The following is a 13,549-nucleotide window of genomic DNA, read 5'->3' on the forward strand; positions in this document are numbered from 1 at the left end:
TGCTGATGCCAATATTACTGGAGATATAAAATATACTTTAACTGCAACAGGAACGTGTGAGTCTGATAACATTTCTGGAACCATTACTATAAAAAAGAAAGTGGTAATAGGAACCCAACCACAAAACCTTGGCATTTGTGCATCTCAAACTGCGACCTTTGGTGTATATGATATTACTGGAGATTTTGAAGGTAGTGGATATGACTATCAATGGTATAAAGTAGCTTCGCCTACAGATATTGCCATATCTGGAGCAAAAAGCAATAAATTAACCATTACAAATACAAATTACATCGACGATGATGGACAGTATTATGTTATTATTACTGGTTCTAATGTTTGTGAACCAATACAATCCAATACCGTTTCCTTAAATGTAAACCAAGACATAACAATCAATACTCAACCACAATCGAAAACGGTTTGTCAAGACAATGATGCAACATTAAGCGTAACTGCTTCTGGTTCTATTGCAAAAATTGAGTGGTACCAGATTGTAAATAATAATGACTTTAATTCCTCTAGTGAAAATGATGATATATTAGTTCAGTCTGAAGCAATTACCGAAAATAGTCCTGTTACAAATACCTACTCTCCGAATACTGAAAACGCTGGAAAAATAGAATATTATGCTCTAATCAGTACAACTGGCGGTTATTGTGATGAAATAATCACAGATATCGTATCCGTGGAAGTTATAGTAACCCCTAAAGCTACTTTAAATTATGCTGATATAACGTATTGTAATTCTCAGGATCTTACTGTAAAACCAACAGAATTCGATTCAAACTACCTTGCTGACGGACAATTTAAGGTATTGTATGATAATGGTGTCGACACGCCTACAGAAGTTTCAGATTTTATTACAAATTCTAACACAGGTGAATTTAACCCAAAAGAAAAAGCAGCAGGAACCTACAGTATCACCTATGATATTCCAAATCAAGGTCCTTGTTCCGGAGTAACAACTACTGCTATCGAAATAGAAATTGAAGAACAACCCGAAGCTACTATTAGCTATGCTGCAACTGAATTTTGTACTTCAGATTTACCAGCAGCTATAACCTCCAGCCAATTAACTAATGGCATTAACACCTATAGCTATGAAAAAGTAGGCCCTGATTCTGATAGCGGAGTTTTAACACTGAATGCAGACGGAACCATTGCCTCTGGAAGTGAGCCTGGCACATACAAAATCACCTACAGCTATACTCCAGATTCAGGAAATTGTTCAACCACTACTGCTGATGTTACTATTATAATAAAATCGTTAAAAGACGCTGATTTCAACTATTTAAATGATGCTACAGATCCATCTTCTGTATCTTCTGCGTTTTGTAATTCTGGTGGATCTATTGCTTCCATTAATTTTACTGATTCTGAAACTTCGTCCGAACATGGAACATTTACAGTTGTACCAAAATCAGGCTCTCCAAGCGACGGATTGGTAATTGATGGGACCGGTAATATTGATGCTGGAGCCAGTAGCCCGGGAACCTACGACGTTACATTTACTATTGATGGCACGAAATACTGCGCAGGTGCTCCGCACACCACAACAATAACCATCGATCCGATTTCTGTGGGTGGTACTGTTGCTGGGTATGATGAATTCGATGAAGCTACCATTAGCAATAACATTATAGCCTGTCATAACGGTAGTGGCAAATTAACCGTTTCAGGCTATACTGGTACTGTAATTGGCTGGCAGTCATCAACAAATGGCGGACTAAACTGGACAGATGTTTCCAGTAACCCAGCCCCTGATGAAGAATATGAATTTAATTATACCGGAATTATAGAAACAGCCGCGTATAGAGCGGTAATACAAAGTGGTAGTTGTGGCTTAGCTTATTCTCAACGAGCCATTATAAGTGTTATCCCACCAGATATCAAACCTACTCCAGTAACTGTAAATATAGATCGTGTTTGTATAGGACAACCAATCGAATTTTCCGCAGAAAGCGGTTTCGGCACAGGTGGAGGCCTAATTCAAAACGGAGACTTTCAAAGCGCTCAGCCAGAAGGTTGGCTTTCCAACGGACAAGAAAAAGAAATGCCATCAGGTAATAGTAACGCCAAAACAAATCCTTGGGCCTTAGCAGCTCCAAAAAAATCTTACGGAGGAACAGTTTATGATTCGGATGGTAAATTTGCAGTGGTAAATGGAGTACAACCAATATATAACGGCATACCAGGAGCAACATTAGAAACCCCTGTATTTAATACTATTGGTCTATCTACAGCTACATTCGAGTTCTATATGGCCTATGTATTAGAATCCGGAGCTTCCTTAGCAATAGATTTATCTTTAGATGGTGGTACTACATATGGTATAAACCTGGAAACTTTTACCGGACCTACAAGTTGGGGAAATCCTTTAGGTTTAACTCAATTTTCACTGGACTTAAACAGTTATATAGGACAGCCCCAGTTAAGGTTGAAATTCACATTTATTGGTACCGATGGTAGTTCTGCAGCCCTTGATAATTTTGTATTACCTGACCAACCTTATGGGGAAGAATTTGAATGGGTGGAAGTAGATGAAAGTAATAATGAAACTATAATCACTATTACAAGTGATGAGGAATTTACTTTGGACACTTCTGATTTAGAACCGGGTGAACACACCTTTTATGCTACATCCTACATTAACGGCTGTAGAAGTACAATAGCTGCAGGTGGTTTTACACCTGTTACATTCTGGGTATACGAACAGGAAACTGCAGAAGCCACAGGCAAGATTTTTGCTGATGTAGAATGTGGAATCAACACCTTTGAGTTAACTGGTAACACCCCTACAATGGATGAATATCATGCTACAGGAGGTATCTGGACCATTACTCCTGCTTCAGGATTTACAGATCCTGTATTAATAAGCAGTGATTCCAGTACCTACCCAGACCCATTTACAGACCCTAATGCGATTCTTGTAGGTGATCCTGGAGCGACTTACGATTTAACCTGGACTATGACTCAATCTACAAATCATCCTTGTACCCCTACAAGCGCAGACATACAGGTCGTATTCTTAACCTGTGATGATCTGGATTTCGATGGTACAGACGACCATGTAGTATTTGGTGACACTTACAATTTCACAGGGAATTTTACAATAGAAACCTGGGTAAGACGTACCAAAAATACGTATCCACAAACAGTGATATCAAAACGAAACGGTAACGACACTAGTTCGGGTTACGATTTAAGTTTTAATACTGATGGTTCTCATATATCATTTAATTACAACAATAGCAGTGTTACATCAGAATATCCAAATAATACGCTTTGGCATCATGTAGCTGTAACCTATGACGGTAATTATAATATTTATGTAGACGGTATTTTAGGCAGTTCTGGTGGTTCAGATGCTCCAACATCAAATACTGCTGATAATTTACTAGGAACACATCATGTGGTTGGGGATATACCAGAAGAATGTTTTGGAGGTAAATTGGACGAACTACGCTACTGGTCTACAGCATTGACTCAAGAACAGATTCAGGAAATGATGAATCAGGAAGTAAACAATTCAGGAAGCTTAATAAATGGAAATGTTTTACAAACAGATATTGCCGGATTATCAAGTTCGAATCTTATCGGTTATTATCAATTAAATACAAGTTCCGAAATAAGCGGTGGATATCTGCAAAGTACCGGTGTCGGAACTCCTGGACTTTTAAAGAACATTACCTCAACTCTGGCAGATAATGCCCCACTTCCATTCCAAACAGCAAACGGAGGCTCATGGGATACCAGTTCAACTTGGTTAAATGGAGATGTACAATACATTCCCAATTCTGCAGGAATTAAAGGCGAATCGATAGACTGGAATATTGTAAGAACATCTCATAATGTCAATTCTCATAACGACAACATTACCCTTTTGGGATTATTAATTAATTCAGGTTCTGAAATCACTATTTCAAACCCTAATATGACTCAAGATGAATATAATAGCGGTAACGCTTTATGGGTAACCCATTATCTAAAACTTAATGGTCAAATTGATTTAATTGGGGAATCGCAGCTGATTCAAAAACGATACAGTGAAAACCAACTGAATGACAGTGAGCTGGATCCTACAAGCACAGGTTTTATTGAAAGAGACCAACAAGGTACAGCCAATCTTTATAATTATAACTATTGGAGTTCCCCGGTGAGTGGGATAGGTTCTAATGTTGCAATCAATGCCAATTATACTGTTGCTAATGTCTTAATGAATGGTGCTACCTCCGCAAATCCGGGATCAATCAGTTGGATTGGAGGCTATGATGCCAGTCCTGGCCCCCCACTTTCCATGTGTAATTATTGGATTTTGACCTATAATGCTATTTCCAATACCTATTTAGAATGGAAACGTGTGGGCAGCACAGGAACCATCCCTACAGGAAATGGATATACCATGAAAGGAAGCGGTAGCGGTACAGGTACTGATGAGCAGAACTATGTCTTTAAAGGGAAACCGCATAATGGATTGATCCAAAATGCTAATACAGCGGTATCCCATGGTAATGAAATTTTAATTGGTAATCCTTATCCAAGTGCATTGGATGCTGATGAGTTTATCAAGGATAACATCCCTGATGCCCTAGCAACCGCTGAAGGATCTACTGCCAACCCAGAATCTACTAATGCCATCGATGGAGCGCTATATTTTTGGATTCATTATTTTAGTAGCAATTCCCACTATTTAGCAGATTATGAGGGAGGCTATGCTATTTATAACCTAAGCGGAGGTGAAATACCTAGTACACCGCCAATTACAGTGGACGGTTATGAAATTAGCGAATTAGGATCCTCCAATTTAATGCCAGGTCGTTACATCCCTGTAGGTCAGGGCTTCTTTGTAGGTGCTTTAGAAACGGGCACTGGAGGGCAGATTAAGTTTGAAAATGACCAACGGGTCTTCAAAAGAGAATCTGGTTCTGGAACATCAATCTTCTTGAAATCAGAAAATTCAGAAACAACATCCTTAAGCAATGATGAAAATGAATCCGTAATCAAACGAGTACGAATTACTGCATCTACACCGAATAATTTAAACAGGCACCTCTTGCTAGCTTTTGTTGAAAATGGCACTGCTACAGACGCCTTTGATTATGGTTATGATGCCAAGAACATTGATTTATATTCAACCGATGTGTCCTGGAATATTGACGGTGCCAACTTTGTTATACAAGGGGTCGGAGATTTTGACACTACCAAACAATATCCATTAAATATAGTATTGTCTAACAAAGGAAATATCGATATCAGTCTAAGAGTTTTAGAAAACTTCGAAGACGATATTGATGTATTTATCTACGATTCTGTTACGGGTGGATACACCCAATTCAATAACGTTCCTTTTTCCATTAATTTGGATGCAGGGGAATACAACGGTAGATTCTTCTTAACTTTTACCGACGATGACAAACTGGATGTTATTGAAGACGAACTTCAGGATATTACGATAAATTATCTGGACAATACAGATGAGATTCATATTAGAACACCAAGCCATATAAGTTTAAAACAAGTGAATTTAATTAATACCCTGGGACAAACAGTAAAAGCCTGGAATGCGACTAATGCTCCACTATCCAATAACTGTAAAATCCCGGTTAAAAATATTTCTGAAGGTAACTATATTGTTACGGTAAAAACCGAAAACGGCAGTATCTCTAAAAAGGTTATCGTTCAGTTTTAATGTAGTCTTCTAACCTATATAACCAAAAAGTCCCGAAATACCGGGACTTTTACTTTTAGTATTTATATTAATTCAAACATTACTACATCATAAATCAACTCCAAAGTCGTTTAGAAATTAAGATATAACAACTGTAATTAGTTCTTCAAAATCTACTTTGGTTTGCTCTCCCGTTTTCATATTTTTAAGCGTAAAGGTTTCCGACGCCATTTCCTCAGCGCCAACCAGAATCACAAATGGAATGTCTCGCTTATTGGCATAATTCATTTGTTTTTTCATCTTCGCTGCATCCGGATATAATTCGGCATTTACACCTGCTTCACGTAATCTTTTAATAGCCTTCAGACTAAATAAGGCTTCCTGATCGCCGAAATTAATAAATAAAACTTCTACATTTTTATTTACAGTTGTCGGGAATAGTTGTAATTCTTCCAATACAAGATAAATACGATCCAACCCGAAACTAATACCAACACCACTCACATCCTTCAATCCGAAGATTCCGGTTAAGTCATCATATCGACCACCGCCGCCAATAGACCCCATTTGAACACGCTTAGGCGCTGCAACCTCGAAAATAGCACCTGTATAATAATTCAAACCTCGTGCTAAAGTAACATCCAGTTGTAAAGCTGCTGTTTTAAGTCCTAAGCCTTCTATAGCCTCATTTATAAACTCCAGTTCTTCTACACCTTTTAAGCCTTCATCCGAAATACTTAAAATAGCTTTCAAACTTGATATCTGCGCTTCAAAGGTTCCCGTTAACGAAAATAAAGGTTGCAACTTATCGATACCTTCCTGAGGAATCCCCTTACTTAACATTTCTTCTTTAACCTTATCTTCCCCAATTTTATCCAGCTTATCCAAAGCCACTGTAAAATCGATTAATTTATCCTGGGCGCCAATAACCTCAGCTATTCCAGATAATATTTTACGGTTATTAATTTTTATGGTAACGCCTTCCAGTTTTAAAGCAGTAAAAACAGCATCGTAAAGTTGAACAAACTCAACTTCCTGCCAAAGTGATTTAGAACCAACAACATCGGCATCGCATTGATAAAACTCTCTGAATCTTCCTTTTTGCGGCCGATCGGCACGCCAAACCGGCTGCATTTGATAGCGTTTAAAAGGAAACTCTATCTCATTCTGATGTTGCACAACATAACGCGCAAACGGCACTGTTAAATCGTAACGCAACGCTTTTTCTGAAATACTGGACGTTAGTTTCGTTGAGTCTTTATCAGCTAACAGAACAGGATCTGCTTTACTTAAATAATCACCCGAATTCAAAATTTTAAAAATAAGGCGATCTCCTTCATCTCCATATTTTCCCATTAACGTTTCCGAATTTTCAAAACTCGGTGTTTCTATAGGTTGAAATCCAAAAGTTTCGAATGTCTTTTGTATCGTACTGAAAATATATTGACGTTTTGCAACTTGTTCCGGATTAAAATCTCGTGTCCCTTTGGGAATGCTTGGTTTTTGTGCCATTACTCTAAAAATTTGAGCACAAATATCTAAATTTTTGATGTGACTTAATAAGATATTTTAATTTTATAGTAACTTTATTCGTAATTAAGAGTCTTATAAATCGAGACCAAACCCTAACTGAAATTATTCATGTTTTCACTTATTCGAGAAAATATCAGAATTGCTTTCGATTCTATAAAAAGTCAGCTTTTAAGAACAATTCTAACTGTATTAATTATTGCCATTGGAATTACTGCTTTGGTTGGTATTTTAAGTGCTGTATCGGCTCTGGAAAGCACGATTTCCAGTGATTTTTCGTCTATGGGTGCCAACACATTTAATATACAGCGTTACAAATTTACATCACGTCATCAAGGTGGAGACCGACAAAAAGTAAACCCGATTATCAGTTATCAGAATATTAGAGATTTTATCGATAATTATAACTATCCGTTTACCAAAACTTCGGTATCCTTTGTCGGGACATCCATTGCAGAAGTTAAATACGAGAATAAAAAAACCGACCCCGAAGTTTCTGCCATTGGTGCCAATGCGCACTTTTTCCAAAATTCCGGACTTAAGGTAGATCAAGGGCGTGAATTTAACGCCATGGAAGTTGAAAATAACTCGAATGTTTGTGTTATAGGAAGCGATTTGGTTAAGGCTCTTTTTAATGAAGATAATCCCATTGGAAAAACCATTTCGGTAAGGGGATTTAAGTTTAAAGTTATTGGCGCTCTGGAATCTAAAGGCGCAACTTTTGGAAACAATCAGGATTTACGTGTAATTATCCCGCTTCAAAAAGCCCGTTCCATTTTCACTAATGCCGATATCAATTACGCTTTAAGTATTATGGTAGAAAACAAGGATATGCTCGAAGCTGCTCAGGATGACGCTATAGTTACTTTTAGAAATGTACGTGGATTAAACCCCATAGAAGATAATAATTTCGGCATAGAACGCAGCGACGATTTAATAAACCGTATTGGTGCCATGACCAGCGTATTATCTACTGCCGCATGGATAATAAGCATCATAACAATTCTGGGATCTTCTATAGCCCTTATGAATATTATGCTGGTTTCCGTTACCGAGCGTACCCGTGAAATAGGAGTTAGAAAAGCCTTAGGTGCCAAGCAAAGCACCATAGCTTTTCAATTTTTTATAGAGACCATTATAATTGGTCAGTTTGGAGGTATTCTGGGCATGATTTTAGGGACCTTACTAGGCTTAGGGTTTGCCTCTGCCGTGAAATTCCAGTTCAATATCCCATGGGCCGCCATGATCTGGGCCAGTGTTATAACATTTATAGTCGCTATTATTTCCGGGTCTTATCCGGCTTCTAAAGCGGCAAAACTGGATCCTATAGAATCCCTACGTTACGAATAATTACTTATCTATATTTACCAGGTCGTTAAAATACGTATACAATTCCCCTTTGGTAATTATAGCTCCTTGCTGAATTAAGTTAAAAATATCCTGATGTTTATCTTCTCCATACGATTTATTAGCCTGTAGGAACTCTACATTATCATCTAACAAGTTATTTCGTAACCAGTCAAAACCTTCTTTTGTACCTAAATCTATATCGTTCTTTAATTTAATAGCGATAAGATGCATATTGGTATCTCCTAAGGCAAACAAATGCATGTGTTGCCCGGAAATATGTTCTAAAAATTTAGCCTGTTTTAAAACGCCTTCCCATACCAAATCACTAAAAACATCCAGTTCTTCCTCGGCGACTTCCGGCTTATTTTCCTTTATAGATTGCCACTCAGACGCATCTATAGATTGTGTAGCTAAAAAATTAATAAATTCTTGATGCAATTCTTCAAACTGTTCTTTTGTAAGTCTTGTGTATTTCATCCCGTCATTTTTTTAAATTAAAAAAACCGTTTAGAAATTTCTAAACGGTTTTAATGTATTAATTCGCTTTTAAAATTAGTTAGCCTGAGCTACTACTTCAAAAGGTAAATCTACAGTTACAGTTCTGTGTAAACGAACGGCAGCGTTATACTTACCTGTACGCTTAACTGTAGCTACAGTTATGAATTTTTTATCGATAGCGTGACCTAATTTTTCTAAAGATTCAGCTACGTCGATGTTGTTTACAGAACCGAATAATTTATCTCCTGATCCTACTTTAGCTGCTATTTTAATTTCTAAAGCTTTTAAAGCCTCAGCAATTTTATTAGCATCATCAACAATTTTTTGCTCTTTAAAAGCTCTTTGCTTTAAGTTCTCTGCTAAAACTTTCTTTGCAGATACTGTCGCCAAAATAGCTTTTCCTTGAGGAATTAAAAAGTTTCTACCATAACCGTTCTTAACTGTTACAACATCGTCTTTAAATCCTAAATTTTCAACGTCTTGTTTTAATATAAGTTCCATTGTTATCGGTATTTTATTTTAATAAATCTGCTACGTATGGCATTAAAGCTAAATGACGAGCTCTTTTAACAGCTACAGACACTTTTCTTTGGTACTTTAAAGAAGTTCCTGTTAAACGTCTTGGTAAGATTTTACCTTGCTCGTTTACAAACTTTAATAAGAAATCCGGATCTTTGTAATCTATATATTTAATTCCAGACTTTTTGAAACGACAATATTTCTTTTGCTTGTTAGTTTCAATGTTTAAAGGCGTTAAGTATCTAATCTCTCCGTCTTTTTTTCCTTTTGCTTGTTGTTCTATAGATGACATAATTACGCTTTTTGTTTTAATTTAGCTCTTCTTCTTTCTGCCCATGAAATAGCATGTTTATCTAATTTCACAGTTAAGTAACGCATAAAACGCTCATCACGTCTAAATTCTAACTCTAACTGGTTGATAACCTCTCCAGCTACAGTAAATTCAAATAAATGGTAAAAACCACTTTTTTTGTTTTGAATTGGGTAAGCTAATTTTTTTAGACCCCAATCCTCTTTTGATATCATCTTAGCACCGTTAGAAACAAGAAAATCTTCGTACTTCTGTACTGTTTCCTTTACCTGAGTTTCAGATAAAACGGGATTTAAGATGAAAACAGCTTCATAATGATTCATATTCAAATCTATTTTATTGTTAAAAATGGCTGCAAAAGTAATTATTTTTATTCTATATTACAAACAGATATCAGAAAATTACATTTAAATGCATCCAAATGTTAATGAAAATAAAAAAAATACGCTTTATCGGATTTTTTTTGGTTTTTATCCGATTTATTTGTACTATTGTCGATATCTTAACCGAAATATTGAAATGTTATGACTTTAAACTGTGTAGTAGTAGACGACTCGGCAATTCAAAGATTGTCCATAGTAAAGTTAATAGAAAATCACCCTTCACTAAATTTAATTGCTGAATACAGCAGCGCGTTGGAAACCAAGAATGGATTAAACACCCATAAGGTTGATTTGATATTTTTAGATATTGAAATGCCCGTTTTAAACGGCTTCGAATTGCTTGACGTTTTAAATAACAAGCCACAGATTATTTTCGTAACCGGTAAAACCGAATACGCCTTTAAAGCTTTTAATTACGACGCCACAGATTATCTAAAAAAACCGATTACCAGAGAACGTTTTATGCTGGCTGTAGAAAAGGCCATAGAACACCACAAGTTAAAATTAGATTTTAACGAAGCGGAAGGCGAGCATATTTTCGTTAAAAGTAATCTTAAAAAACGTAAAGTTTACATTAACGACATTAAATGGATAGAAGCTCTTGGAGATTACGTTAAACTGGTAACAGAAGAAAACAGTCTAGTTGTACTTTCCACTATGAAAGCTTTTGAACAGGAATTACCGGAAGGTAAGTTTTTAAGAATCCATAAGTCTTACATTGTTAATCTGGATAAAATAGATCGCTTTAACAGTAAAAATGTTGAAGTTGGCTCTTACGAAATTCCTTTAAGCAGAAATAAGAAAACCCAACTTATCGATGCGCTAAATAACATTTAATACGCATCGACATTACAGACTACGCGAACAGATCTGAAGTCTTTTATATTCATAAAGCTATTGTTAATTCTAACGATAGCTTTTTTTGTACTTCCCAACGGCTGTTTGGGTGGCACCTTAAGTAGTATATTTTTATGATATAAATTTCTGATGCGCGATACCGGCGGATCTTCCGGTCCTAAAACATAATTTCCAAACACCTGTCGTAACGCAGTCCCCAGCCAGTTCGATGCCGTATTCACCCGATTAAAATCTTTATGCTTTAACGTAATTCGTATTAAACGATACACCGGCGGATATTTAAAATTATAACGATCGTCCATCTGCTCCTTATACATCGTTAAATAGCTGTTGGTTGAAACCTGCTGTAAAATAGTATGGAACGGATTATACGTTTGAATTAAAACTTTCCCCTGTTTATCAGTTCTACCGGCACGCCCGGACACCTGAGATAACAACTGAAAACTACGTTCGTGAGCCCTGAAATCAGGAAAATTCAATAAATTATCGGCATTCATAATACCAACTAAAGACACGTTTCTAAAATCCAGACCTTTAGTCAGCATTTGTGTTCCCACAAGAATATCCATTTCCTGTTGCTCGAAAGCCGTTATAATTTTTTCATAACCATATTTCCCCCGGGTTGTATCCAGATCCATGCGCCCCACCTTATAATTTGGAAATAAAGCTTTAACCTCCTCCTCTATCTGTTCGGTACCAAAACCTTTACTATCCAAATCCGGTTGCCCGCAGGCCTGACACTTTAAAAGCATAGCCATATTATAACCACAATAGTGACAGCGCAACTGTTTCCTGTAGCTGTGATAAGTTAAACTGACATCGCAATTAGGGCACTGAGGCGAATGTCCGCAGGTATTACATTCTACAATAGGCGAAAAGCCACGACGATTTTGAAACAATATAATCTGCTTGCCATCCTCCAGTGTTTCCGCCATAGCTTCCATTAACCTGTCGCTAAAATGCCCTTTCATTAACTTTTTCTTGTGTTTTTCCTTTATATCGACCAGCTCAATATCCGGCATTAACACATTATTGTAACGTTTTGTTATTTCTACTAAACCATATTTTTTCTGCTGAGCATTAAAATAACTTTCTAAACTTGGTGTTGCAGATCCTAAAAGCGTCTTAGCCCCGTGTAAATGCGCTAAAACTATAGCTGTATCTCTGGCATGATAACGCGGCGCCGGATCGAATTGTTTAAAAGACTGTTCGTGCTCCTCATCAACTATTATTAACCCCAGATCCCTAAAAGGTAAAAACACAGACGAGCGCGCCCCAAGAACAATCTTTGCTTTGTCTAAATCATTTAATACATTATTCCAGACTTCAACTCTTTCATGCGCCGAATATTTTGAATGAAAAATAGCAACCTGCTCTCCAAAATAATGTTGTAATCTGTTTACTAATTGGGTTGTTAATGCTATTTCGGGCAGCAGATACAACACCTGTTTTCCAGATTTCAAAACTTCCTCAATCAGTTTAACATATACTTCGGTTTTTCCCGAAGACGTTACCCCATGTAATAAGGTTACAGCCTGGTTTTTAAAACTTTCCTTTACTTGCTCTAAAGCCTGGCTTTGCTCTTCATTTAAATGTTTCGTATTTTCTGTCCCTTCTCCACTAAACTCCACCCGATCGGTTTGTATATAGTACAACTCTAAAATCTCCTTATCGATTAAGGAATTTATAACTGCATTAGAAACTCCACTTTCTTCGGCTAAATCGGAAACTTTTATTGGTTTTTTAGTTTTAGCTGACAGTTGAAATAAACACATTACAACTTCTCGCTGTTTAGGTGCCCGGCTTAAATCCTCCATGAGCTGCTGTAAACCTGTTTCGCTGGCATGCTTACTCTGCAGTTTTACGTATTTAACCAGTTTAGGCTTATACTTTTCAAAAACTTCCTCTTCAACTAATACAGCTTCCTTTTCCAGCAAGCGTTTAATTATTGGAAACACTTGTTTCTTATCCACGATATTTACAATATCCTGAATGCGTAAAGACGATTGATGATGCAAGGCTTCATAAATTAAAAATTCATCATCCTTTAAATCCGTATCAATTATTATTTTATCTGGGTTTTTACTTATCAGTGTTTCACTTTCCAGTATAAATGCATTTGGCAAAGCAGCTCGCATAACATCGCCTACAGCACATAAATAATAGGATGACATCCAGTCCCATAATTTTAACTGAGTGGCCGTAACTATTGGTTTTTCATCTAAAATCTGATGAATTTGCTTTGCTTCATAAATTACAGGTGGCGTATTATGAACTGTTTTCACTATAGCGGTATACACTTTAGATTTTCCAAATGGTACAGCAACACGCATGCCTGATTGTAAAAACCCAGCCTCTGCCTCGGTTATTATATAGGTAAACAAATTTTCCACTGGAATGGGAAGTATAACATCTATAAAATACCGCATA

General features: G+C 36.7%; 9 protein-coding genes. 3 read left to right on the top strand and 6 right to left on the bottom strand.

Translation table 11 applies throughout. The features are described from left to right. Positions 1-5,692, top strand: a 5,692-nt coding sequence (locus I3217_RS04725) for a LamG-like jellyroll fold domain-containing protein (protein WP_435048595.1), incomplete at its 5' end; no start/stop codon positions are given. Positions 5,693-5,809: 117 nt separating this feature from the next. Here I3217_RS04725 and hisS read toward each other — a convergent pair. After that, on the bottom strand, positions 5,810-7,183 hold the full coding sequence (gene hisS, locus I3217_RS04730; protein ID WP_435048596.1) for a histidine--tRNA ligase: 1,374 nt from the start codon (positions 7,181-7,183) through the stop codon (positions 5,810-5,812). A gap of 129 nt (positions 7,184-7,312) precedes the next feature. Here hisS and I3217_RS04735 point away from each other — a divergent pair, with 129 nt between their 5' ends. Continuing rightward, positions 7,313-8,551 carry an ABC transporter permease gene (locus I3217_RS04735; protein WP_435048597.1) on the top strand — a complete coding sequence of 413 codons (1,239 nt, stop codon included), beginning with the start codon at positions 7,313-7,315 and terminating at the stop codon, positions 8,549-8,551. Here I3217_RS04735 and I3217_RS04740 read toward each other — a convergent pair whose 3' ends face one another. From I3217_RS04740 to rpsF, 4 genes are all read right to left on the bottom strand, one after another. Continuing rightward, positions 8,552-9,028 (bottom strand): DUF6495 family protein, encoded by a 477-nt coding sequence (locus I3217_RS04740; RefSeq protein WP_435048598.1) that lies wholly within the window; start codon positions 9,026-9,028, stop codon positions 8,552-8,554. A gap of 75 nt (positions 9,029-9,103) precedes the next feature. Further along, positions 9,104-9,550 (bottom strand): 50S ribosomal protein L9, encoded by a 447-nt coding sequence (rplI, locus tag I3217_RS04745; protein ID WP_435048599.1) that lies wholly within the window; start codon positions 9,548-9,550, stop codon positions 9,104-9,106. A 13-nt stretch (positions 9,551-9,563) separates the two neighbouring features. Next, positions 9,564-9,860 (bottom strand): 30S ribosomal protein S18, encoded by a 297-nt coding sequence (rpsR, locus tag I3217_RS04750; protein ID WP_435048600.1) that lies wholly within the window; start codon positions 9,858-9,860, stop codon positions 9,564-9,566. Positions 9,861-9,862: 2 nt separating this feature from the next. Further along, positions 9,863-10,201 carry a 30S ribosomal protein S6 gene (rpsF, locus tag I3217_RS04755; protein ID WP_435048601.1) on the bottom strand — a complete coding sequence of 113 codons (339 nt, stop codon included), beginning with the start codon at positions 10,199-10,201 and terminating at the stop codon, positions 9,863-9,865. Positions 10,202-10,402: 201 nt separating this feature from the next. Between rpsF and I3217_RS04760 the strand changes: the two genes are divergently transcribed. Then, a complete protein-coding gene (locus I3217_RS04760) occupies positions 10,403-11,098 on the top strand; it encodes a LytR/AlgR family response regulator transcription factor (protein ID WP_435048602.1) in 696 nt (231 codons plus the stop codon). On the opposite strand, the gene priA is transcribed toward I3217_RS04760, so the two are convergent. Continuing rightward, positions 11,095-13,548, bottom strand: coding sequence for a replication restart helicase PriA (priA, locus tag I3217_RS04765; protein ID WP_435048603.1), 2,454 nt, complete (start codon positions 13,546-13,548; stop codon positions 11,095-11,097). The genes I3217_RS04760 and priA overlap by 4 nt on opposite strands. Position 13,549: the final 1 nt, after the last annotated feature.

Source organism: Formosa sp. S-31 (genome assembly GCF_051172795.1).
Taxonomy (GTDB): Bacteria; Bacteroidota; Bacteroidia; order Flavobacteriales; family Flavobacteriaceae; genus Formosa.